General features: G+C 72.3%; 22 protein-coding genes. 10 read left to right on the top strand and 12 right to left on the bottom strand.

Translation table 11 applies throughout. The features are described from left to right. Window positions 1-85: 85 nt before the first annotated feature. Window positions 86-2,419, bottom strand: a complete 2,334-nt coding sequence (locus tag ASF41_RS07110) for an NADP-dependent malic enzyme (protein WP_056214152.1) — start codon at window positions 2,417-2,419, stop codon at window positions 86-88. A gap of 390 nt (window positions 2,420-2,809) precedes the next feature. Between ASF41_RS07110 and ASF41_RS07115 the strand changes: the two genes are divergently transcribed. Then, on the top strand, window positions 2,810-3,064 hold the full coding sequence (locus ASF41_RS07115; RefSeq protein WP_056214155.1) for a DUF3297 family protein: 255 nt from the start codon (window positions 2,810-2,812) through the stop codon (window positions 3,062-3,064). 3 nt (window positions 3,065-3,067) lie between these two features. On the opposite strand, the gene ASF41_RS07120 is transcribed toward ASF41_RS07115, so the two are convergent. The 3 genes from ASF41_RS07120 to aspS all read right to left on the bottom strand — a co-directional run bounded on the left by ASF41_RS07120 (window position 3,068) and on the right by aspS (window position 5,784). Further along, window positions 3,068-3,421, bottom strand: coding sequence for a hypothetical protein (locus ASF41_RS07120; protein ID WP_056491947.1), 354 nt, complete (start codon window positions 3,419-3,421; stop codon window positions 3,068-3,070). Between the two features lie 169 nt (window positions 3,422-3,590). Further along, window positions 3,591-3,899, bottom strand: a complete 309-nt coding sequence (locus ASF41_RS07125; RefSeq protein WP_056214162.1) for a hypothetical protein — start codon at window positions 3,897-3,899, stop codon at window positions 3,591-3,593. Between the two features lie 70 nt (window positions 3,900-3,969). After that, on the bottom strand, window positions 3,970-5,784 hold the full coding sequence (gene aspS / locus ASF41_RS07130; protein ID WP_056277867.1) for an aspartate--tRNA ligase: 1,815 nt from the start codon (window positions 5,782-5,784) through the stop codon (window positions 3,970-3,972). Window positions 5,785-5,969: 185 nt separating this feature from the next. Here aspS and ASF41_RS07135 point away from each other — a divergent pair, with 185 nt between their 5' ends. The 4 genes from ASF41_RS07135 (at window position 5,970) to ASF41_RS07150 (ending at window position 9,461) form a co-directional block, all read left to right on the top strand. Then, window positions 5,970-6,413 carry a hypothetical protein gene (locus ASF41_RS07135; protein ID WP_056379722.1) on the top strand — a complete coding sequence of 148 codons (444 nt, stop codon included), beginning with the start codon at window positions 5,970-5,972 and terminating at the stop codon, window positions 6,411-6,413. Between the two features lie 79 nt (window positions 6,414-6,492). Further along, window positions 6,493-7,644 (top strand): ribonuclease D, encoded by a 1,152-nt coding sequence (gene rnd / locus ASF41_RS07140; RefSeq protein ID WP_056491950.1) that lies wholly within the window; start codon window positions 6,493-6,495, stop codon window positions 7,642-7,644. Window positions 7,645-7,708: 64 nt separating this feature from the next. Then, complete coding sequence (locus tag ASF41_RS07145; protein WP_056491953.1) at window positions 7,709-8,593, top strand: LysR family transcriptional regulator; 885 nt, start codon at window positions 7,709-7,711, stop codon at window positions 8,591-8,593. Window positions 8,594-8,735: 142 nt separating this feature from the next. Next, complete coding sequence (locus ASF41_RS07150) at window positions 8,736-9,461, top strand: amino acid racemase (RefSeq protein ID WP_348271625.1); 726 nt, start codon at window positions 8,736-8,738, stop codon at window positions 9,459-9,461. Window positions 9,462-9,495: 34 nt separating this feature from the next. On the opposite strand, the gene ASF41_RS07155 is transcribed toward ASF41_RS07150, so the two are convergent. Further along, the gene (locus tag ASF41_RS07155; RefSeq protein WP_056491956.1) at window positions 9,496-11,328 is read right to left on the bottom strand and encodes a hypothetical protein; all 1,833 of its coding nucleotides are present in this window, start codon (window positions 11,326-11,328) and stop codon (window positions 9,496-9,498) included. Window positions 11,329-11,464: 136 nt separating this feature from the next. Continuing rightward, entirely contained in the window at window positions 11,465-11,791 is a 327-nt protein-coding gene (erpA, locus tag ASF41_RS07160; RefSeq protein WP_056349834.1) for an iron-sulfur cluster insertion protein ErpA, read from the bottom strand. Window positions 11,792-11,955: 164 nt separating this feature from the next. On the opposite strand from erpA, the gene ASF41_RS07165 reads away from it, so the two are divergent. Then, window positions 11,956-13,257, top strand: a complete 1,302-nt coding sequence (locus ASF41_RS07165) for a deoxyguanosinetriphosphate triphosphohydrolase (protein ID WP_407067262.1) — start codon at window positions 11,956-11,958, stop codon at window positions 13,255-13,257. Window positions 13,258-13,279: 22 nt separating this feature from the next. Here the strand turns inward: ASF41_RS07165 and ASF41_RS07170 are convergent, their stop codons facing one another. Together ASF41_RS07170 and ASF41_RS07175 are read right to left on the bottom strand one after the other, a co-directional pair. Beyond that, entirely contained in the window at window positions 13,280-13,906 is a 627-nt protein-coding gene (locus ASF41_RS07170) for a PilZ domain-containing protein (RefSeq protein WP_056214190.1), read from the bottom strand. A 74-nt stretch (window positions 13,907-13,980) separates the two neighbouring features. After that, the gene (locus ASF41_RS07175; RefSeq protein ID WP_056491959.1) at window positions 13,981-14,589 is read right to left on the bottom strand and encodes a PAS domain-containing protein; all 609 of its coding nucleotides are present in this window, start codon (window positions 14,587-14,589) and stop codon (window positions 13,981-13,983) included. A gap of 366 nt (window positions 14,590-14,955) precedes the next feature. Between ASF41_RS07175 and ASF41_RS07180 the strand changes: the two genes are divergently transcribed. Next, window positions 14,956-15,771 carry a rhomboid family intramembrane serine protease gene (locus ASF41_RS07180; protein WP_056491962.1) on the top strand — a complete coding sequence of 272 codons (816 nt, stop codon included), beginning with the start codon at window positions 14,956-14,958 and terminating at the stop codon, window positions 15,769-15,771. 185 nt (window positions 15,772-15,956) lie between these two features. Continuing rightward, on the top strand, window positions 15,957-16,388 hold the full coding sequence (locus tag ASF41_RS07185) for a CBS domain-containing protein (RefSeq protein WP_056214200.1): 432 nt from the start codon (window positions 15,957-15,959) through the stop codon (window positions 16,386-16,388). A gap of 35 nt (window positions 16,389-16,423) precedes the next feature. On the opposite strand, the gene ASF41_RS07190 is transcribed toward ASF41_RS07185, so the two are convergent. From ASF41_RS07190 to folE, 3 genes are all read right to left on the bottom strand, one after another. Then, entirely contained in the window at window positions 16,424-17,467 is a 1,044-nt protein-coding gene (locus tag ASF41_RS07190) for a patatin-like phospholipase family protein (protein WP_407067263.1), read from the bottom strand. A gap of 96 nt (window positions 17,468-17,563) precedes the next feature. Beyond that, a complete protein-coding gene (hisI, locus tag ASF41_RS07195; protein WP_056214203.1) occupies window positions 17,564-17,980 on the bottom strand; it encodes a phosphoribosyl-AMP cyclohydrolase in 417 nt (138 codons plus the stop codon). A gap of 28 nt (window positions 17,981-18,008) precedes the next feature. Beyond that, window positions 18,009-18,833, bottom strand: a complete 825-nt coding sequence (gene folE, locus ASF41_RS07200; protein ID WP_056214206.1) for a GTP cyclohydrolase I FolE — start codon at window positions 18,831-18,833, stop codon at window positions 18,009-18,011. Window positions 18,834-19,121: 288 nt separating this feature from the next. Here folE and ASF41_RS07205 point away from each other — a divergent pair, with 288 nt between their 5' ends. After that, window positions 19,122-19,565 carry an iron-sulfur cluster assembly scaffold protein gene (locus ASF41_RS07205; RefSeq protein ID WP_056491965.1) on the top strand — a complete coding sequence of 148 codons (444 nt, stop codon included), beginning with the start codon at window positions 19,122-19,124 and terminating at the stop codon, window positions 19,563-19,565. Between the two features lie 4 nt (window positions 19,566-19,569). After that, complete coding sequence (gene yidD, locus ASF41_RS07210; RefSeq protein ID WP_056492017.1) at window positions 19,570-19,929, top strand: membrane protein insertion efficiency factor YidD; 360 nt, start codon at window positions 19,570-19,572, stop codon at window positions 19,927-19,929. Here the strand turns inward: yidD and ASF41_RS07215 are convergent. After that, window positions 19,910-21,301: a 2-hydroxycarboxylate transporter family protein gene (locus ASF41_RS07215; RefSeq protein ID WP_082504147.1), complete on the bottom strand. Its 1,392-nt coding sequence runs from the start codon at window positions 21,299-21,301 to the stop codon at window positions 19,910-19,912. The two genes, yidD and ASF41_RS07215, sit on opposite strands and share 20 nt — an antisense overlap. Between the last annotated feature and the right edge of the window lie 118 nt (window positions 21,302-21,419).

Genomic DNA, 21,419 nt, shown 5'->3' on the forward strand with positions numbered 1-21,419 from the left:
GGCCTGCCAGGGCGAGGCGGCGGACCGGCCGCCGCCCCTGCGTCCGGCGCGCGGGTCTCGCCCTTGCCGGACGCCGTCGCCGCCCTCAGGCGGAGGTCGGCCCGACGCCGGGTTCGGCCAGCACCGGGCTGGCGCCGACCTCGGCCGCCTGCGCCTCGACCACGGCGGCGGCCGTGACGTTGACGATGCCGCGGGCGGTCACCGAGGGCGACAGGATGTGGGCGGGCTTGGCCGGGCCGATGAGCAGGGGCCCGACGGGCAGGGCGTCGGCCAGCACCTTGGCGAACTGGAAGGCGATGTTGGCCGCATCCAGGTTCGGCAGGATCAGCACGTTGGCCGCCCCCTTCAGGCGCGAGGCCGGCATCACCCGGTCGCGGATCAGCTCCGACAGGGCGGAATCGGCCTGCATCTCCCCGTCGACCTCGAGGTCGGAGCGGCGCTCGCGGATCAGGCCCAGGGCGGTGCGCATCTTCACCGCCGACCGCGAATCCGACTGGCCGAAATCCGAGTGGCTCAGCAGCGCGATCTTCGGGGTCAGGCCGAAGCGGCTGACATGCTCGGCGCAGGCCACGGCGACGTCGGCGATCTCCTCCGCGCTGGGATCCGGCCGCACATGGGTGTCGGCGAGGAAGTAGGCGCCCTCCTTGGTGACGATCAGGCTCATGGCGGCGAAATCGAGCACGCCGGGCGCGAGGCCGATCACGTCGCGGATCACCCGCAGGCGGGTCTCGAAGCGGCCCTCGAGGCCGCAGATCAGCGCGTCCGCCTCGCCGCGGCGCACCGCGATGGCGCCGATCACCGTGTTGTTGGTGCGCACCAGGGTGCGGGCGGCGTCGGGCGTGATGCCGCGCCGGCCGGCGGCCTCCAGGTAGGTGGCGACGTAGTCGCGGTAGCGCGGATCGTCCTCGGGATCGATCAGGTCGAAATCGACGCCCTGCTTGAGGGAGAGGCCGAAGCGCTTGATCCGGGTCTCGATCACCCGGGGCCGGCCGACGAGGATCGGGCGCGCGACCTTGTCCTCGCAGATCGCCTGGGCGGCGCGCAGCACGCGCTCGTCCTCGCCCTCGGTGTAGATCACCCGCTTGGGGTTCTCCTTCGCCTTGGAGAAGATCGGCTTCATGATGAAGCCCGAGCGGTGGACGAAGCGGTCGAGGCTGTCGGTATAGGCCTGGATGTTCTCGAGCGGCCGCCCGGCGACGCCCGAATCCATCGCGGCCTGGGCCACGGCGGGGGCGATGCGCAGGATCAGGCGGGGGTCGAACGGGCTCGGGATCAGCGAGCGCGGGCCGAAGGGCCGGGCCTCGCCGCCATAGGCGCGGGCGACCACATCGGAGGGCGTCTCGCGGGCGAGCGCGGCGATCGCCTTCACGGCGGCCTGCTTCATCTCCTCGTTGATCGAGGTGGCGCCGACGTCGAGGGCGCCCCGAAAGATGTAGGGGAAGCACAGGACGTTGTTGACCTGGTTGGGGAAGTCCGAGCGCCCGGTGCAGATCATCGCGTCGGGGCGCTTCTCCTGCGCCAGGTCCGGCATGATCTCGGGGTAGGGGTTGGCCAGCGCCATGATCAGCGGCTTGTCGGCCATCGTTTCCAGGTATTCGGGCTTCAGGACGCCGCCGGCCGAGAGGCCGATGAACACGTCGGCGCCGGGGATCACCTCGGCCAGGGTCCGGGCCTGCGTCTCCTGGGCGTAGACGTCCTTCCAGCGGTCCATCAGCTCGGGCCGGCCCTTGTAGACCACGCCCTTGATGTCGGTGACGGTGATGTTCTCGACGCGGGCGCCCAGCGACACCAGCAGGTTGAGGCAGGCGAGCGCCGCCGCACCCGCGCCCGAGGTGACGATGCGGACGTCGGAGAGCTGCTTGCCGGCGAGCTCCAGACCGTTGAGGACGGCGGCCGCCACGATGATCGCGGTGCCGTGCTGGTCGTCGTGGAAGACCGGGATGTTCATCCGGGCCCGGCACTGCTCCTCGACCTCGAAGCACTCCGGCGCCTTGATGTCCTCGAGGTTGATGCCGCCGAAGGTCGGCTCCAGGGCGCAGACCACGTCGACGAGCTTGGCCACGTCGTGCTGGGCGACCTCGATGTCGAACACGTCGATGCCGGCGAACTTCTTGAACAGGACGGCCTTGCCCTCCATCACGGGCTTGGAGGCGAGCGGCCCGATGTCGCCGAGGCCGAGCACGGCCGTGCCGTTGGTGAGCACCGCGACGAGGTTCTGCCGGATGGTGAGGGTGGCGGCCTCCTGCGGATCCTCGTGGATCGCCATGCAGGCGGCGGCGACGCCGGGCGAGTAGGCCAGCGCCAGGTCGCGCTGGTTGCCCAGCGGCTTGGTCGCCTGGATCTCCAGTTTCCCGGGCCGCGGCAGTCGGTGATAGACGAGCGCTCCCGACTTGAGATCGTCGGACATATTGTCGCCCATGGTCGTCCTCCTGAGGATTGCGCGCTGCCCCGGCGTCGGAGCGCGTCTCCCATCATCGGCGGGATCTTCGCTGGGGGCTCCTGTTGCACCGGCTGCCGGATGGGCGCAACCCGCGCGCGGAGACCCCGAATCGACCGTGCCCGCCCGCCCTTCGGGCCGGTTTTCCCTTCGGCACAAACTCCTACGGCGGGGCATTCCTGTCGCGTCCGGACCGCGGCCCGACGCTGACGATCGGCGGATTTTGTTCCATCGCGACGGGGATTGCGTTCCTGGCCGCCCCCGCGACGCGCGCTCCGGACGGCCCGGCGTTGCGGCCTCGCGCCGAATCCCGTACCCGCTAGCGCTCGCCGTCCCCACCGCACGACGTGAAACGATCCAAGGCCCGCGACGATGTCCGACACGCCCCCCGACCGCCTCGCTGTGAATCCCAACAGCCCGTACTACGACGAGAAGATGCTCGAGCGCGGCATCGGCATCCGCTTCAAGGGCGTCGAGAAGACCAATGTCGAGGAATACTGCGTCAGCGAAGGCTGGGTCCGCCTCTCGGCCGGCAAGACCCTGGACCGGGCCGGCAACCCGATGACGGTGAAGCTCAAGGGCCCCGTGGAGCCCTACTTTCGCGATGACGCGCCGGCCGAAGCCTGAGGCTCAGGCCGACGCCGCCTCCAGGGGGAACGGCGTCGGCGCCCCGTAGGGCGCGATCCTGGTGCCGCGGCTGTTGTCCGCCTCCCAGCCGTGCAGGATTTTCGCAAGCGCGGCCCGGTCGCCGGCGCGCAGCGGTTCGGCGACGCTCAGGACCATCCGGCGGCGTCGCCGGAACCCGTCGATGTCGGGGGACCGGTCTTCGCGAAGCTCCGGCTCCAGGGTTTCGCAGAGCGCCCCCGCCGCATCCAGGAGGCTCGTCAGAAGATCGGCCCCCGGCAGGAAGGTCCGCACCATCGTCCCGTGCGGGGTACGGAAGTCCTCGTGGGAACCGCGGTCGATCAGGACGCGCAGGGCCACGTGGCGAACCGGACGAAGCTGGAGACAGTCAGATCCGATCTGAATCAGGTCGTCGTATCGCACCGTCAGCGGTCCGCTCGTCCGATCTCGCCGCTGCAGGGAACATACATCCTCAAGTTGCATTCTTTCGCGCTTGGGGAAGTCGGGAATCGCGCCTCGGGCGTCCCGATCAGGCCGGACCCGCCCGCTCCCGCTTCGCCCGCTCGCCGTTGAAATTCCGCACCGCCACGGCGACCGCCTCCGCCAGAGCCGCCTCGGAGGTCGGGTCGCGCAGGACGAGGCTGGTGATGGCGTCGGGGTGGTTCTTGCGCTGCTTCGGTGTGCGAGCGTGGTTCGAGACCCGCAGGGCGAAGGCACAGGCCGCGGGCTTGAGATAGACGCTGTCGCCCCGGGTGTTGCGCGCCACCACCGCGAAGCCCTGCGCCGCGAGGATCGCGACGGCGCGGGCCAGGGCCTCGGCGGGCCGGAGGACGGTCATGCGCGCGACGTCCCGTGAGCCCACGGTCTCGGGCCGCTCCCCCTGCGGGGACGGCCCGAGGACGGCCGCCTCAGGCGCCCTTCTCGGGCAGGTTGAGGCGGATGTGGAGCTCGCGCAGCTGCTTCGGCGTGGCCTCGGCCGGGGCGCCCATCATCAGGTCCTCGGCGCGCTGGTTCATGGGGAACAGCACGACCTCGCGCAGGTTCTGCTCGCCGCAGAGCAGCATGACGATGCGGTCGATGCCCGGCGCGATGCCGCCGTGCGGGGGGGCGCCGAGCTTCAGGGCGTTGAGCATGCCGCCGAACTTCTCCTCCAGCACCTCGACGCCGTAGCCGGCGATGCCGAAGGCCTTCTCCATCACGTCGGGGCGATGGTTGCGGATCGCGCCCGAGGACAGCTCGGTGCCGTTGCAGACGATGTCGTACTGGAACGCCTTGATGTTCAGGATCGTCTCGGCATCCGCCGGGTCGAGGGCCAGGAACGCCTCCCGGTCGAAGTTCGGCATCGAGAACGGGTTGTGCGAGAAGTCGATCCGCTTCTCGTCCTCGTTCCACTCGTACATCGGGAAGTCGGTGATCCAGCAGAACGCGTACTGGTCCTTGTCGGACAGGCCGAGCTCGTCGCCGATGCGGATGCGGGCCTTGCCGGCGAGCGCCGCCGCCTTGGCCTCGGTGCCGGCCGAGAAGAACACCGCGTCCCCGGCCTTGGTCCCGGTCTTCTCCGCGATCAGGGCCTGGACTTCGGCGGGGATGAACTTGGCGATCGGGCCCTTGCCGGTGAGCGTGCCGTTGTCGTCCTCGAAGATGATGTAGCCGAGGCCCGGCGCGCCCTCGGCGCGGGCGAAGTCGTTGAGCTTGTCGAAGAACGAGCGCGGCTGGGTCGCCGCCCCCGTGGCCGGGATGGCCCGGACCACGCCGCCGGAGGCGATCACGCCCTTGAAGGCCTTGAAGGCGACGTCCTCGCGGGCGAACGCGGCCGTCACGTCGGCGATGATCAGCGGGTTGCGCAGGTCCGGCTTGTCGACGCCGTATTTCAGCATCGCCTCGGCATAGGGGATGCGCGGGAAGGTACCGGTGACGCGCTTGCCCTCGGCGAATTCCTCGAAGACCGAGCGCAGCACCGGCTCCACCGCCTGGAACACGTCCTCCTGCGTGACGAAGCTCATCTCGATGTCGAGCTGGTAGAACTCGCCCGGCGAGCGGTCGGCGCGGGCATCCTCGTCGCGGAAGCAGGGCGCGATCTGGAAGTAGCGGTCGAAGCCCGCGATCATCGTCAGCTGCTTGAACTGCTGCGGGGCCTGCGGCAGCGCGTAGAACTTGCCCGGGTGGACGCGGGACGGGACGAGGTAGTCGCGCGCACCCTCCGGCGAGGAGGCGGTGAGGATCGGCGTCTGGAACTCGAAGAAGCCGCCGTCCCGCATGCGTCGGCGCAGGCTGTCGATGATCGCCCCGCGCTTCATGATGTTGGCGTGCAGCTTCTCGCGCCGCAGGTCGAGGAAGCGGTACTTGAGCCGCGTCTCCTCCGGGTAGTCGAGGTCGCCGAAGACCGGCATCGGCAATTCGCCCGCGGGGCCGAGCACCTCGAGGTCGTCGATGTAGACCTCCAGGGTGCCGGTGGGCAGGTCCGGGTTCTCGGTGCCGGCGGGGCGGGTGCGGACCCGGCCGTCGATGCGGATGACCCATTCCGAGCGCGCCGCGTTGGCGGCCTGGAAGGCCTTCGAATCCGAATCCACCACGCACTGGGTCAGGCCGTAATGGTCGCGCAGGTCGATGAACAGCACGCCGCCATGGTCGCGGATGCGGTGGCACCAGCCGGAGAGGCGGACGCTCTCGCCGACGTCGGACGGCCGGAGCGCCCCGCAGGTATGGGTCCGGTAACGGTGCATGACGGGCTGCTGCATAACGGGCTGACGGATCACGGGCTTTGGGGATTGAGCGGCGCACCATTCACGCGGGGGAGGTGAAGTCAAGGCGACGGCGATGCGCGGGTGAGGCCCGAAGACCGCCGAAACCCGGCGGATCCAGGCCCGGAACCCTTCCGGAATCGCCCGGTGATTCCCATATCAGGCCTATGAATTCAAACGCTTTTTTCGACATTCTGCGTCAGGCGGGAGCGACTCACGAGGCCGCGACCGCCGCATCCGCGACGGGCGAGCGGCAGGAGGGCCGGTGGCGCGTCCTGCCCCTCGAGGGCACCTTCGAGATCGTCTACGAGGATTCGCGCGGGGCTTGGAGCACCCGGCGGGTCGAGGCGCGCGAGCTGAAGCTCGGGCCGGGCCGGACGCTCTTGGGCGGCATCGACCGGGGGCGGGGCGGCTACCGGGGATTTCGCGCCGACCGCATCCGCCGGCTCGTCGATCCGGCGAGCACCACGCGGCTCGAGGCCGGCATTCTCGACTGGCTCCTGGCCCGGGCCGAGGCACAGCGCCGGGAGCGCGCGGCCCAGATCCGGGCGCTGGCGACCCGGCGCCGCCCGGTGAAGACGCGCGCCGGGCCGCGCGAGGTCGCCGCCTAGGGGTATTCGCGGCTTCGAATTCTGGTGACCGGGTCCGGCGTCCCTCGCCTGGGGCGAGAACCTTCGGTATAGCCGATTCATGGATCTGATCGCCACCACTGCGGCCCTGGCCGAGGCCTGCACCCGCCTGTCCGCCCATCCCTTCGTGACCGTCGACACGGAGTTCATGCGCGAGACGACCTACTATCCGAAGCTCTGCCTCATCCAGATGGCGGCGCCCGACGGCACGGGCGTGCTCGTCGACCCCCTCTCCCCCGACATCGACCTGGCGCCGTTCTTCGCCCTGATGGCCGACGAGGGCGTGGTGAAGGTGTTCCACTCCGCCCGCCAGGACCTGGAGATCATCTGGCTCCTCGGGGGCCTGCTGCCGCAGCCGTTCTTCGACACCCAGGTCGCCGCCATGGTCTGCGGCTACGGCGACTCGGTCTCCTACGAGCAGCTGGTCAACGACGTGGCCAAGGCCAAGATCGACAAGTCCTCGCGCTTCACCGACTGGTCGCGCCGGCCGCTCTCGGACGCCCAGCTCAGCTACGCCCTCTCCGACGTGACGCACCTCGTGAAGGTCTACGAGGTGCTGGCGGGCCAGCTCCTCTCCACCGATCGCGGCGAGTGGCTCGACGAGGAGATGAGCGTGCTCACCTCGCCGGAGACCTACCGGGCCGATCCGGCCTCCGCCTGGCGCCGCCTGTCGGGGCGGATGCGCAAGCCCCGCGAGATCGCCGTGCTGATGGAGGTCGCCGCCTGGCGCGAGCGCGAGGCCCAGAGCCGCAACGTGCCGCGCGGGCGCATCCTCAAGGACGAGGCGGTGATCGACGTGGCGACCTCGGCGCCCCGCAGCGTCGAGGCGCTGGGGCGCCTGCGCTCGATTCCCGCCGGCTTCGAGCGCTCGCGCACCGGCACCGACATCCTGGCGGCGGTGGAGCGGGGCTTCGCACGCGACCTCTCGGACATCGCCCCGCCCGAGCGCACCCGCAGTCGGGGCGGCAACGGGGCGCTGGTCGAGCTGCTCAAGGTCCTGCTGAAGGCCGTATGCGAGACCGAGGGCGTCGCCCCGAAGATCATCGCCACGGTGGACGACCTCGAGGCCATCGCGGAGGACGACGCGGCCGACGTGGCCGTGCTGCACGGCTGGCGCCGGACGCTGTTCGGCGAGAAGGCCCTGGCCCTGAAGAGCGGCCGCCTCGCCCTCTCGGCCGAGCGCGGCCGGGTGGTGGTGCGCGACCTGGCGTGAGTCCGTCCGGCGCGAGTCTTTCGGGCGCGACGCGCCGCGGCGGAGGCCCGGTCGGGCGGCCGTCGTGGAGCTGAAGTGGCTGGAGGATTTCCTCAGCCTCGCCCAGACCCGCAGCTTCTCCCGCTCGGCGGAAGCCCGCCACGTCACCCAGTCGGCCTTCAGCCGACGCATCCGGGCCCTCGAACTCTGGCTCGGGGTGGCCCTGGTCGACCGCAGCACCTACCCCACCACCCTGACCCCGGAGGGCCGCCGCTTCCGCGACACCGCCGAGGAGAGCGTGCGGGTGCTCCTCGGCGCCCGGGCGGACCTGCGCGCCGGCCTCGACTCCCCCGAGCCCCTGGTGCGGATCGCCGGGCTGCACACCCTGGCCCTGACGTTCTTTCCCGCCTGGTTCCGGACCCTCGCCGCGCGCACCGGACCGGTGGCGACGCGGCTCCTGCCGGACGACTTCCACGACTGCCTCCAGGCCCTGGTGGAGGGCGGCGCGGACTTCCTCCTGACCTTCCACCATCCGGGCGTGCCGATCCCCCTCGACCCGGCGCTCTACCCCCACCGGGTCGTCGGCGCCGACGCGCTGGTTCCGGTGCGGAGCCCGGACCTCGCCGCCGGGGCGGAGGGCCGGCCGGTGCCGCGCCTCGACTACGGACGGGATTCCTTCCTCGGCCGCGTCAGCGCGCTCGCGCAGGCCGAGCTCGGCCTGCCGCCGGGGCCGGTGGTCCACGCCAACCCCATGGCCGAGGCCCTGAAATGCATGGCCCTCGAGGGACACGGCCTCGCCTTCGTGCCGCGCAGCCTCGTCACCCGGGAACTCGCCGAGGGCCGCCTCGTCGCCGCCGGGCCGGCGGTGCCCCTGGAGATCCGCCTCTACCGCAACGGCGCCCCGGCCCACGGCCCCCGGGCACGCGCCGCCGTGGCGGCGATCTGGGCGGCGGCGTCCGCACCCGCCTGACGCTCGGGGCAGGTTCGTCCGAACCCGCGTGACGTTTGGGGCGGGTTAGTCCGAACCCGCATGGGCCGTTCCGACACGGCATTGGCCCCCGCGCCGGTCTTCGCGCATCCCGTCCGCGGGACGCGCGACGGGGATCGGGACGATGGCGGGGAGCGAAGGGCCGGACGTGCCATTGCTGGGCGTCCTGGGCGGCATGGGGCCGATGGCGACGGTGGATTTCCTGCGGAAGCTCGTGGAGGCGACGCCGGCCGCCCGCGACCAGGACCATCTCGCCGTGATGGTGGCCCAGGCCGCCGACATTCCCGACCGGACCCGGGCCATCCTGGGGGAGGGGCCCGACCCGCTGCCGGCGATGACCCTGGCCCTGCGCCGCCTCGAGGCCGCCGGCGCCACCCGCCTCGCGATCCCCTGCAACACCGCCCATCACTGGCACGGCGCGCTCCAGGCGCTGACCCCCGTCCCGATCCTGCACATCGTCGATGCGGTGGCGGCGGGGCTCGCCCGCCGGGGCCTCGCGGGCGGCCCGGTGGGGCTGCTCGCCACCGACGGCACCCTCCGGTCCGGGCTCTATCCCCGGCACCTCGGCCGCCACGGCTTCACCTGCCGCGTGCCCGCGGACCAGGCGGCGGTGATGCGGGCGGTCCGCCTCGTCAAGGCGGGGCAGGGGGCGCAGGCCCGGCCCCTGCTGGAGGCCGCGGCCGCGGGGCTGGTGGCGGAGGGGTGCCGGCAGGTGGTGATGGCCTGCACCGAGATCCCCCTCGCCCTGGCCGATCCGGCCGGTCCGGCGAGCGCGGTCCTGCTCGACGCCACCGACGCCCTGGCGCGGGCCTGCGTGGCGGCGGCCGCGCCGGCCCGCCGGGCGGCGTGATCCGTCCGGCCGGCTCGGCCCTCCGTCGTCTGCCTCAGTTTGCCTTGGCGTTGACCTCGAGGCGGTCGAACAGGGCGGCCGGGGTCGGGGCGGCGCTGAACTCCAGCATGCCGATGCCGGCGGCGTTCTTCGGCCGCAGGCTGACCGAGAGGGTGCCGGGCTTGGTCACGAACTGGCCCATCGCGGCGCCGATCGCTTTGGCGCCCGCCGAGTTGCCGAGGATCGCGGGCACGCCGAACACGCTCGCGGTGACGTATTCCTGCTTCAGCTCCTCGGGCTTCAGGCTGAGCACCTTCGACTGCGCGGCGATGAAGCGGTCGAACAGGCCGGTGTTCTCGATGGTCAGGTCGAGGGCCTTGGCGGTGGCCGACAGCATGGCGAAGCTCGACACCGCCATGTCCGGGTTGAAGACCTCCGGGCCGATGCCGCCGATCATGCCGTTGAGGCGCAGGCTGCCCATGTCCTTGCCGGAGACCGAGACCTCGCCGAGCTTGAGCTCGCGGGCGGCCTCGTCCCAGGAGGTGTCGGCCACCAGGGCGAGGTCGAGGTCGCTGTAGCCGTAGAGGCCGAGGGAGCCGAGGCCCGGCACCCCCGCCACCGCGGAGGCCGGCAGGGTGAGGCCCGACAGGCTCAGGCGCCCGGCCGTCGGCACCCCGTCCCGCGGGGGCGCGAAGTTCATCGAGCCGTCGCGCAGGCCCACATGGGTCGGGGCGGGCGGCGCCCGGTCGGTCAAAGCCCTGTCGGCAGGGTCGCGGGGCGCCTTCGCCTCGGGCGGCAGGTCGAGGCTGAGATCCTTCAGGGCCAGGGTGCCGAGGGCCGGCGTCAGCAGGCGCAGCTCGCCGTCCGAGGGCGGCGTGGTCAGGGTGGCGAGCTTGCGCAGGGCCGCGATCGTCGGGCCGAGGGAGAAGCCGTCGAGGGAGAGCCGGGCGAGGCGCGCCTTGGCCCCGTCGATGCCCGCGAAGCGGATGTCCTCCAGGAGGAGGCCGGCGCCGGTCAGCCCGAGGCGGGCGATGCCGAGGCTGAAGGCGTCCCGGGGCTTGGCCTCCTGGATGCTGAGGCCGGTGGCCTCCAGGGAGCCGACGGAGACCGCCTCGGCGAGGTCGGCCCCGAGGCTCATCAGCCGCGCGCGCTCGGGCGGCGCGAGCCGCTCGTAGTCGACGGCCGTGAAGGCCTGGAGCGCCCCCGTCCAGGTCGCCGGGATCTGGCGGCCGCTGAGGTCGCGCCCCTCGATCCGGGCGATCTTCACGGCGGTGCCCCGGGCATCCACGTAGGCGACGTCGTCGACCGCGAAGGTGGCGTAGATCCGCTGCAGGGCGCTCTTGCCGTCGCCCGGCTCGCCGTAGAGGCGGGCGAGGACGGTCAGGTCGAGATCGGTCGCCCGCATCCGGCCGTAGGTGCCGGTGCCCTTCTGGGGGCCGCCCTCCAGGAGGATCGAGGCCCCGGCGGCGGTGAGCTCGGCGGCGCGCCCGGCGCGTACGTCGCGGGCCACCACGTCGCGATAGGTGACCACCGGCGTCGCCCCGGCGGTACCGGTGCGCTCCACCCGCAATTCGGGCATCGCCAGGCTCGCGGCGTCGAGGCGCACGAGGCGGGCGGCCCAGGATTCGCCGGGGCCGGGCTTGAGCAGGGCGGTGAGTTCGTCCTTCGAGAGGCGGGTGCCGCTGGCGGTGAGGCGCGGGGCTTTCAGCACCGTGTCGCCGAAGGTCAGGGTGACGTCCTGCAGGGTGACGTCCTGGACCGCCGAGGCGGCCTCCTGAGCCCGCGCCGCGCCGGGCTGCACGGCGCTCCCCGCGCCGAGGAGGACGAGGACGCAGGCCGAGGCACCGGTCGCCCACGCGAGGAGGGGGCGGCCTTTCGAGCAGGTCATGGGCTTATCCGGATCGCTGGCGAAGAGGCGCTTTCAGGGGAAAGGCCCGGAGGCGTCGGGGAGAGGGCCCATCCGTGCCGCAGTTTCACGCGGGAGGCAATCGCGGGGGCGGGCCCCCGCGGGGGCCGCGCCGCATTCACAGCGAGAACGAGGTTCCGCAGCCACAGGAGGCGGTGGCCTGGGGGTTCTCGATCTTGAAGGATTGCCCGATCAGGTCGTTCACGAAATCGATGGTCGAACCGCTCATGTATTCCAGCGACATCGGGTCGACCAGGACGGTGGCGCCGTCGCGCTCGATCGCGACGTCGTCGGCGGCCCGCGCCCGCTCGATGTCGAAGGCGTAGGAGAAGCCCGAGCAGCCGCCGCCGTTCACGCTGATCCGCAGGGAGGCGCCGGGCGGCTCGGCGCCCATGATCTCGTTGATGCGCTTGGCGGCGCGGGGCGTCAGGGTGATGTCGGCCATCGGGGTATTCTCGCGGGGTGCTCTCGAGATCCGCCGGCCGTCCCGGCCGATCGTGGACCGTGGCGGCGTTGGAACAACTGCTAGGGAACACAAGATATGCCTGGGACCCTGATGCTGCAACGCGTCGGGGGACCGGGCCGAGGCGGGCGGACCAGGATCGGTCGATGAATGTGGGGCGGCGAGACGTGATGCAGGCGGACGAGACAGGCCCCGGCGCGGCGCGGCGGCGCGGCGAGCGCTGGCGGGCGCCCTACGCCACCGATCCGGCGGCCACCCGCGGGCGCCTGATCCCGGAGGCGATCTCGCCCACGCGCAGCGACTTCCAGCGGGACCGCGACCGCATCATCCATTCCTCCGCCTTCCGGCGCCTCAAGCACAAGACCCAGGTCTTCGTCCATCACGAGGGCGACCATTACCGGACGCGGCTGACCCACACCCTGGAGGTGAGCCAGATCGCCCGGGCCCTCGCCCGGGCGCTGGGCCTCGACGAGGACCTCGCCGAGGCCCTGGCGCTGAGCCACGACCTCGGCCACACCTGCTTCGGGCACACGGGAGAGGACACCCTGGATGCCTGCCTGGCGGACCAGGGCGGTTTCGACCACAACGCCCAGGCCCTGCGCATCGTCACCCGGCTGGAGCGGCGCTATGCCGGCTTCGACGGCCTCAACCTCGCCTGGGAGACCTTGGAGGGCCTCGTCAAGCACAACGGCCCGCTGCTGGAGCCGGACGGGCGCCCCACCCGGCGCTGGACGGGCCGCGGCATCCCGGCCGCGATCCTCGAATACAACGCCCTCAACGACCTGGAACTGGACCGCTTCGCCGGGCCCGAGGCGCAGGCCGCGGCGCTGGCCGACGACATCGCCTACGACAGCCACGACCTCGACGACGGCCTGCGCGCCGGCCTGTTCGACCTCGCCGACCTCGCCGCGGTGCCGTTCCTGCGGAGCCTGCTCGACGAGATCGAGGGCCTGTACCCGAGCCTCGAGCCCTCGCGAAGGATCCACGAGCTGGCGCGGCGCGTCATCACCCGCTTCGTGGAGGACGTCATCACCGAGAGCACCCGGCGCCTCGCGGCCCTGAACCCGCGTACCGTGGCCGACATCCGGGCGGCGCAGGCCCCGGTCGTCGCCTTCTCGGCGGCGATCGCGGAGGCGGATGCGGCGATCAAGGCCTTCCTGTTCGCCCGGATGTACCGCCATCCCGGCGTGCTCGCGGTGCGGGCCAAGGCCAACACCATCGTGTCCGACCTGTTCGACCGGTTCACGGCGGAGCCCGGGGCGATGCCGGCGGAATGGTCGGCGGGGCTGGACGGGGCGGAGCCGGGACGCGTCGCCCGCCGGGTCGCCGACTACATCGCGGGCATGACCGACACCTACGCGGTGCTGGCCCACCGACGCCTGTTCGCGACGACGCCGGACCTGCACTGGAGCCCGGGCGACCGCAGCCTGCCCCTCACCGACCCGTAGGCGGCCGCGCGGCCGGGCGCCCCTAGAGCGTCAGCCCCTCGTGGAACAGGTCGGGGGAGATCGGCAGCATGAAGTGCACGCCGATGCCGCCCTCGAAGTGGCGCACCACCCGGCCGGGGGTGCGCCCGACCATCAGGCTCATGCCGATGGCCGGAGTGCTGGTGGTGCTCAGCGCCACGCCCGACATGGAGATGTCGATGATCCGGGCCGGCACCTCGCGCCCGCTCTCCAGGCGCAGGACGACGCCCGTGACCAGGGGCGTCAGGCGCTCGTGCGTGCGGCCCTCCGGCAGGCCCAGGCTCTCGCGGTTGGCGAGCCAGGTCAGCTGCGAGGCGATCTTGTCGCGCTTGCGCGGGGTCGCGCTGAGGCGGACGGCGAAGCCGCCGGGAATCAGGCGCGCGATGGTGCCCTCGATCCGGCCGACATGCTCGAGATAGAGCACCACCCGCTCGCCGACCTCGCCCGGGACGGCGCAGTTCAGGCGCACGCCCCCCGGCGACATGTCGACGGTCTGGCACGGATATTCCCGCCGGTCCGCCAGCATGTAGCGCCCCAGCATCGAGACCTTGACGCGGTGGTGCCGGCGCAGGTCCGAGATGCGGACGTCACGGGGCAGCCTCGCGGGCGGACGGGTGGCGACCTCGATCATGGGGACAGGGCGACTCGTTTCGAGGCTTCACTGCCCGTCAGGCTAACACCCGCTGGTTACGAAAGGTTTGCCCGTCAGGCGCGACCGCCGGGATGGACCAGGAGGTGGCCGCGGCGGAGCGGCGCGCTGTCGTTGGCGGGCTCGGGCAGGTTCTGCAGGGTCGCCCGGGCATCGCGGGAGGCCGGGGCGGTCTCGTGGCCGAGGATGCGCAGGGAGGTCGTGCGCATCTGCGTCAGGGGACGCAGGCCGAGCCAGTGCGGCACGCAGGTCGGGCTGAGGGCCCCGAGGATGCGGGTCTGCGTCTCGCCGTGGTGGCGCAGGGGCAGCAGCAGGAGCTCGAGGTCGATGGTCTCGTCGCGCTCCGTCAGGCCCTGCAGGCCCGCCACGGCCCCGACGGTGTCGACGGCCACGGCCTCGACCAGCAGCCACGGATCGGCGTCGGGCCGTCCCCAGAGGCCGGCGAAGTCCCGTCCCTTCAGCTCGCGCCCGAACAGGGCGCAGACATGGGTCCCGGCCAGGCGGACCGAGGCCGCCCCGCGTGCCATGTCGACCTCGAGGATCAGGCTGTCGGCGAGCAGGTTCCGGATCTCGCCGGGCTCGATCTCGCTGCGTTCCGGCGCGGCGCGGCCATTCCGCAACCGGTCCCAGTAGGCGTGGAGCAGGCGGCTGGTCGGATGCTTCATGGGAGTCCCACAATGGCACGGTCCGGCGACGGACCTTCTCGGATCGGGCGCTTTCGGGACGGTTCTGGGCCGCTCCCGAGGTCTGTGCCAGGCTCGGCGCAGAGCTTATGCCGACCACCCTCGCGGCGCCCCCTTAACCCTTCATCAAGGTTAACGGGTCGACGGAGTTGTCCACCGCCAAGTTTGCACGGGCCCCGTGCCGGCGGATTTTCCCGCGCGGCGGGGCCCGTTCCCGCATCGCGGAGCTTGTTTCCCGCATGGCGGGGCTTGTTTCCCGCATGGCGGGGCTTGTTTCCCGCATGGCGGGGCTTGTTTCCCGCATGGCGGGGCTTGCGGCCCCGCCTGCCGCCCCGACATGGTGGCCGCATGGATGCCAGCCCCGACCTGCCGCCGCAGAACCGCGTTCCGATCTTCAACATGCCGGGCGTGGTCACCGCGTCGATCGGCGTGCTCGTGGGCATCCACGCCCTGCGCGAATTCGTGCTGCCGGACACCTGGGACATCGCCGCCCTGATCGACCTCGCGCTGATCCCGGGGCGCTGGAGCGTGGCCGTCGATCCGGCCCGGGCGGAGGAGCTCCTGCGGGCCGCCACGGCCCTGGCGGGCGACCCCGACGTGGTCGAAGCCCGGCAGGCCTTCGCCCGCTACGTGGTGGCCGACCCCGCCGCGATGCCCTGGACCTTCGCCACCTACGCGCTGCTGCACGGCTCGTGGATGCACGTCATCTTCAACACCGTCTGGCTCGCCGCCTTCGGCTCGCCGGTGGCCCGCCGCTACGGCGCCTGGCGCTACGGCCTGATCGCCCTCGTGGGCGCGGTAGCGGGCGGCATCCTCCACGTCCTCCTCGACCCCCTGAGCACCGCCCCCCTGATCGGGGCCTCGGCCGGCGTCTCGGCCCTGATGGCGGCCGCGGCCCGCTTCGTGTTCCAGCCGCCCCCCGTCTATGCCGGCGCGCCCCCCTGGCAGCGCCCGGCCGCGCCCCCGCTCCAGACCATCCCGGAGCTGATGCGCAACCGCACCGCGGTGGTGTTCCTGGTGATCTGGCTCGTGACGAACTTCCTGTTCGGCGTCATCGCCCTGCCGCTGGGCGCCGAGGCGACCTCGGTGGCCTGGGACGCCCATCTGGGCGGCTTCGTCGCGGGCTTCTTCCTGCTGCCGCTCCTCGACCGGGCCCGGCGCTGACGACGGGCTCACGCCGCCGCCCCGGACCGCGAATTATCCTGCGTCCTCGGCGACGGGATCCTGCGGGATCTTGCTATATGCGGTCGCCCGCCACACAATCGCCGCAGACCGAGCTGGGCACCCTGCCGTTCTGGCCAAGCCCGGCCGCCCCGTCCCAGGGGTGACTTGAGGGAAAGGACACGTCCATGACCGTTGCTCGCATCCTCGCCGAGAAGGGCCGCTCCGTCGTCACGGTGGAGCCCCAGCGCACCCTCGACGAGGCCATCCACCTCCTGGCCGAGAAGCGCATCGGCGCCGTCGTCGTCAGCGATGCGGACGGGGCGGTGCGCGGCATCCTCTCCGAGCGCGACATCATGCGGGCGCTCGCCGCCAAGGGCGCCAACGCCCTCGACGCCCGGGTCTCCGAGCACATGACCGCCGAGGTCACCACCTGCACCCGCGCCAGCAGCATCGAGGAGGTCATGCACCTCATGACCGAGGGCCGCTTCCGCCACGTGCCCGTGATCGAGGACGACCGGCTGGCCGGCCTCATCTCCATCGGCGACGTGGTCAAGCGCCGGATCGAGGCCGTCGAGGCCGAGCACCGGGCCATGCGCGACTACATCACCATGGCCTGAGTCAGGTGCGGGCGTGAGGCAGGATCGGGCCTGAGTCAGGTCCGGGCGGCGGCGGCCGCCACGAGGCCGCGAATCTGCGGCAGGGCGGCGCGCGCCGCCTCGCGGCCGAGGGCGATCCCCTCGGCCGCCCGGTGGAACTCGAACAGGCCCATCCCGGCCAGGCGGGGCACGATGGCGATGTCGGGCGGGTCGCCGGCCAGGCGCGCCCGCGAGATCCGGTCCTGCGTGATGTTGAAGGCGTCGAGCATCACCCGCGCCATGCCGGGGGTGGCGAGGCCGTCGGCCGGCCCGGACGCGCGATCGGACGCGGCACGGCGCAGGCCCGGCCGGCGCAGGCTCCAGCGCCGGGGCCGGCGGGGGCCGGGCGCCACCGCCTCGGCCGTGACCCGCGCGGGCGCCGCCTCCCGCACGCCGGGGCGCGGGTCGCCGTTGAGGTTGACGCAGATCACGAGGTCGGCCCCCAGGGCCCGGGCGATCGTCACCGGCACCGGGTTCACCAGGGTCCCGTCGAGGAGGAGCCGGCCGCCGCAGCGCACCGGCGGGAAGATGCCCGGCAGGGCGTAGGAGGCGCGCAGGGCCTCCACGAGGCTGCCCCGGGTGAGCCAGACCTCCTCGCCGCTGTCGAGGTCGGTGGCGACGCTGGCGAAGCGGATCGGCAGGCCCTCGATCCGGCGGTCGGCGAGGTCGTGCTCCAGGCGCCGCTTCAGGCGGTCGCCCGCGATCAGGCCGGAGCGGAGCCGCAGGTCGAGGAGCCCCATCACGCTGCGCCGGGTCAGCGACAGGGCGAAGGCCTTGAGCAGCCCGAGCTGGCCCGCCGCGTAGCAGCCGCCCACCACCGCGCCGATGGAGCAGCCCGCCACCACGGCCGGGTGGAGTCCGGCCTCCTCCAGCACTTCGATCACCCCGATCTGCGACCAGCCCCGGGCCGAGCCGCCACCGAGGGCGAGGCCGATGCGGGGGCCGGGGGCGGGGGGCGCCGCCACGGGCTCGACGGCCCCGGCGGGGAAGCGCGCGTGCGGGGAGGCGCCCTGGCGGACCTCCGCGGCGGGACGCACCGGGGACAGGCCGTCCCACATCAGCGACACCGGGATGCGGGAGAGGGGGCGAAGAAACGCGGGACGCGGCGACCGCGAAGGGGCGGGCGCCGCTCCGGACGGGCACGCCGCGCGCCGGGATCAGGCATCGGCGGGCCGCAGAATCGCCTGGCCGGTCGCCGGATCGTGATCGACGCGGCGGTAGAAGCAGGCGCGCCGGCCGGTGTGGCAGCAGCCGCCGTCGCCACCGACCGCGACGCGGATCAGCACCGCGTCCTGGTCGCAATCGACCCGCATCTCGACCACGCGCTGGACCTGACCGCTGGTGGCGCCCTTGTGCCAGAGCGCGCCGCGGGAGCGGGACCAGTACCAGGCCTCGCCGGTCTTCAGGGTGAGGGCCAGGGATTCGGCGTTCATGTGGGCGAGCATGAGCACCTGCCCGTCGGCGGCGTCGACGGCGATGCAGGAAACGAGGCCGTGTGCGTCGAAGCGGGGGGTGAAGGCGGCCCCCTCCTCGACCTCGGCCCGGCTGCCCGGTTCCGGGAAGGCGCGGGTCATCGGGAGACAGACGTCATCGCGGGCCGGCTCAGGACTTGTTGCGCACGAGGGTGAGGAAGCGGACCTGCTCGTTGGCGTCGTTGCGGAAGGCGCCCCGGAACTGGGTGGTGATGGTGGAGACGCCGGCCTTCTGGACGCCGCGCATCGCCATGCAGAGGTGCTCGGCCTCCACCATCACGGCGATGCCGCGGGGCTTGAGGATGCTCTCGATCACGTCGGCGATCTGGGCCGTCATGGTCTCCTGGGTCTGCAGGCGGCGGGCGAAGGTGTCGACCACGCGGGCGAGCTTCGACAGGCCGACCACGCCCTTGGTCGGGTAGTAGGCGATGTGCGCCAGTCCCATGAAGGGCACCATGTGGTGCTCGCAATGGGAGTAGAACGGGATGTCGCGCACCAGCACGATGTCCGAGTAGCCCTCGACCTCCTCGAAGACCCGCTCGAGCAGCGCGTCGGCGTCCTGGCCGTAGCCGCCGAAGATCTGGCCGTAGGCCTTCACCACCCGGGCGGGGGTGTCGCGCAGGCCCTCGCGGTTCGGGTCGTCGCCGGCCCAGCGCAGGAGGGTACGCACGGCGGCCTCGGCCTCCTCGCGGCTCGGACGGCCCGTGGCGATGGCCTCGGGCACCCGCTGGGCGGAGGCGGGCAGGGGAGCGATCTCGGGCGCGGGCGCGGGCGCTTCGCCCCGCGCGTTGTCGTTGCGCATGGCGCTGAGGGCGCCGTTCTGGCGGGTCGGTTCCATCCCGGATTCCTCCGTCTCGGTCAGGCGGTAGGAGAGGGACTTGAGCGCGGCATCCATGGCATCTTCCGCCCGGGCGATCCGGGTCGTCATCGGGTGGCTGTCAGGCTTTGCGTACATCGTCGAACCATGGGGCCGTCGGGTGAGGACGGCCGATGCCCGGACGGTGCCGTCTGCGGTGGCGCAACCCCGGCCGTGGGCGCGACCCGGGTCGACGAGCCGCCTCCTCGCGAAACGGTGCGTGGGGGCCTATATCGTCGTTATCGCGCCGTCGCGCAATGCAGGCTGCGCGGATCAGATCTCCGGGATCGGAAGCCGGCTGTGCGCCCGGCCGTCCCGGCGGAACGGCAAATGGACCCGGCGGGACCGCAAGTGAACCCGGCGGAACAGCCAGAGGATCGGAATTCCATGCTCGACGACATCTACAACCGTCGCATCCTCGAACTGGCCGCCGACATCCCGCGCCTGGGACGCCTGGCGGCCCCGGACGCCAGTGCCACCGCGCATTCGAAGCTCTGCGGCTCCACCGTCACGGTGGACCTCGCGGTGCGGAACGGCACGGTCACCGACTTCGCCCACGAGGTGAAGGCCTGCGCCCTCGGCCAGGCCTCGTCCTCGCTGATGGCCCGCCACGTGGTCGGCACCAGCGCCGGGGAGCTGCGCGCGGTCCGCGCCGCCATGCGGCGGATGCTCAAGGAGGGCGGCCCGGCGCCCACGGGCGCCTGGGCGGATCTCGCCGTCCTCGAGCCGGTGCGCGACTTCAAGGCCCGGCACGCCTCGACGCTCCTGACCTTCGACGCGGTGGTGGACGCCCTCGACCGGATCGAGGCCGGGGCGGTGGCGGCCGCCTAGCATGCTGCTCCGCCGCATCGCCCACGGGGCGATCCGCACCTATCAGCTCACCCTGTCGAGCCTGGTCGGCCGCCAGTGCCGGCACTGGCCCTCGTGCTCCCACTACACCGACGGGGCGATCCAGCGGCACGGGCTCTGGGCGGGCGGCTGGATCGGGTTCGCCCGCATCTGCCGCTGCGGCCCCCTCGGCACCCACGGCATCGACCTGGTGCCGGAGGTCCTGCCGGCGCACGCCGCCTGGTTCACCCCCTGGCGCTACGGCCGCTGGCGCGGCGTGAACGCGCCTCCCTCGCCCTTCGCCTGCGAGCCCTGCACCTGCGCGGCGGTGGGGGAGGGGGCCGCCCCTAGACCGGCGCCGCCGTGATCCACTTCAGGAACACCAGGGTCCCCGTCACCGTGAGGGCGCCGCCGATGCGGGTGGCGATCTGGGCGAAGGGCATCAGCGCCATCCGGTTGGCGGCGGTGAGGATCGCCACGTCGCCGGTGCCGCCCTGGCCGCTGTGGCAGGCGTTCACGATGGCGGTCTCGATCGGGTACATGCCGAGCCGGCGCCCGACGCCGTAGCCCGTCGCCATCAGGGTGACGACGGTGGCCACGATGGTGATCAGGTTCGGCAGCGTGAAGGCCGCCACCAGCTTGTCCCAGGGGGTGAGCGAGACGCCGATGGCGAAGAGCAGCGGGTAGGTCATGCCGACCTGCACGAACTTGTAGACGATGAAGCCGCCGGCCTGGAGCCGGGGCGAGACCGCGCTGGCGAGCTTGGCCAGCACCGCCAGGAACAGCATCGCCACGGGGGCGGGCAGGCCGGTGAGGTGGTGGCACATCACGCCGAGGAGGTAAAGCGTCACCGCCGTGAGGCCGGCCGCCGCCACCGTGGCGGCGTCGATCGGGCCGGTCTCCACGGGCGTGCCCGCCTCCATGTCGTTCTCGGTGTGGGGCTGCAGGCGGCCCTCGCCGGTGAGGTGCGGCTTGCGCCTGCCCACCCAGTTGAGGGTGCCGGCCAGGATGATCGCCGTGAGGCTGCCCAGCATCACGGGCGGCAGCACCTGGGCGAAGACGTCGCCCTGCGGGATCCCGAGGATGTTGCCGTAGCCGATGGAGAGCGGAATCGCGCCCTCGCCGACGCCGCCGGCCATGATCGGCACGACGATGAAGAAGAAGGTGTGGTGCGCCCCGAGCCCCAGCAGGGTGCCCACCAGGGTGCCGACGCAGCCCGCCGCCAGGGAGCCGAGGCCGAGGGGGACGAAGATCTTGAGGAAGCCCTTGATCAGCACAGCCCGGTCCATGCCCAGGATGCTGCCGACGATGATCGCCGCGATGTAGAGGTAGAGGAAGTTGGTGAACTTGGTGAAGTCCGTGATCGCCTTGATGATCGGGCCCGGGATCAGCGCGTAGTAGACCAGCGCCGAGGGGATGAAGGTGGCGAAGATCGCCCCCGCCCCGATCTGGCGCAGGACCGGCAGGCGCTTGCCGATCTCCGCGCAGGTGAAGCCGCCGAGCACCAGGACAGCGATCATCGTCGGCGCGTCGGCCTTGATCTCGCCCTCCGCGGTCAGCACCCAGAGCAGCGCCACCAGGATCAGGTAGACCGGCAGCGGGATGATGCCGATCTGCAGGTCGACGAGGCGCCACCAGCCCTGAGGCCAGAAGCGTGTCCCGGTCTGGACCCCCGGCAGGTGGGCCGTCGTGGTGATCGCGACGCCTTCGGGGTGCGCCGTCGGTACGGGGCTCGGCATGAACGTCTCTCCCGGCGAAAGCCCGTTTGCCCCGCGGGGCCGGCTCGTCCGTGTTTTCTTGGATTTTTTTCTGGTCTCGACCGTGCGGCACGGAAGGCCATCGGCGAGCATCAGTCGG

The organism is Methylobacterium sp. Leaf111 (genome assembly GCF_001423285.1).
In the GTDB taxonomy this organism is placed as follows: domain Bacteria; phylum Pseudomonadota; class Alphaproteobacteria; order Rhizobiales; family Beijerinckiaceae; genus Methylobacterium.

What these genes read in the sequence shown, in the direction of transcription:
- ASF41_RS07110 (WP_056214152.1), bottom strand. Translation starts at nt 2,419, where the DNA reads ATGGGCGACAATATGTCCGACGATCTCAAGTCGGGAGCGCTCGTCTAT.
- ASF41_RS07115 (WP_056214155.1), top strand. Translation starts at nt 2,810, where the DNA reads ATGTCCGACACGCCCCCCGACCGCCTCGCTGTGAATCCCAACAGCCCG.
- ASF41_RS07125 (WP_056214162.1), bottom strand. Translation starts at nt 3,899, where the DNA reads ATGACCGTCCTCCGGCCCGCCGAGGCCCTGGCCCGCGCCGTCGCGATC.
- aspS (WP_056277867.1), bottom strand. Translation starts at nt 5,784, where the DNA reads ATGCACCGTTACCGGACCCATACCTGCGGGGCGCTCCGGCCGTCCGAC.
- ASF41_RS07135 (WP_056379722.1), top strand. Translation starts at nt 5,970, where the DNA reads ATGAATTCAAACGCTTTTTTCGACATTCTGCGTCAGGCGGGAGCGACT.
- rnd (WP_056491950.1), top strand. Translation starts at nt 6,493, where the DNA reads ATGGATCTGATCGCCACCACTGCGGCCCTGGCCGAGGCCTGCACCCGC.
- ASF41_RS07150 (WP_348271625.1), top strand. Translation starts at nt 8,736, where the DNA reads ATGGCGGGGAGCGAAGGGCCGGACGTGCCATTGCTGGGCGTCCTGGGC.
- ASF41_RS07155 (WP_056491956.1), bottom strand. Translation starts at nt 11,328, where the DNA reads ATGACCTGCTCGAAAGGCCGCCCCCTCCTCGCGTGGGCGACCGGTGCC.
- erpA (WP_056349834.1), bottom strand. Translation starts at nt 11,791, where the DNA reads ATGGCCGACATCACCCTGACGCCCCGCGCCGCCAAGCGCATCAACGAG.
- ASF41_RS07165 (WP_407067262.1), top strand. Translation starts at nt 11,956, where the DNA reads ATGAATGTGGGGCGGCGAGACGTGATGCAGGCGGACGAGACAGGCCCC.
- ASF41_RS07170 (WP_056214190.1), bottom strand. Translation starts at nt 13,906, where the DNA reads ATGATCGAGGTCGCCACCCGTCCGCCCGCGAGGCTGCCCCGTGACGTC.
- ASF41_RS07175 (WP_056491959.1), bottom strand. Translation starts at nt 14,589, where the DNA reads ATGAAGCATCCGACCAGCCGCCTGCTCCACGCCTACTGGGACCGGTTG.
- ASF41_RS07180 (WP_056491962.1), top strand. Translation starts at nt 14,956, where the DNA reads ATGGATGCCAGCCCCGACCTGCCGCCGCAGAACCGCGTTCCGATCTTC.
- ASF41_RS07185 (WP_056214200.1), top strand. Translation starts at nt 15,957, where the DNA reads ATGACCGTTGCTCGCATCCTCGCCGAGAAGGGCCGCTCCGTCGTCACG.
- hisI (WP_056214203.1), bottom strand. Translation starts at nt 17,980, where the DNA reads ATGACCCGCGCCTTCCCGGAACCGGGCAGCCGGGCCGAGGTCGAGGAG.
- folE (WP_056214206.1), bottom strand. Translation starts at nt 18,833, where the DNA reads ATGTACGCAAAGCCTGACAGCCACCCGATGACGACCCGGATCGCCCGG.
- ASF41_RS07205 (WP_056491965.1), top strand. Translation starts at nt 19,122, where the DNA reads ATGCTCGACGACATCTACAACCGTCGCATCCTCGAACTGGCCGCCGAC.
- ASF41_RS07215 (WP_082504147.1), bottom strand. Translation starts at nt 21,301, where the DNA reads ATGCCGAGCCCCGTACCGACGGCGCACCCCGAAGGCGTCGCGATCACC.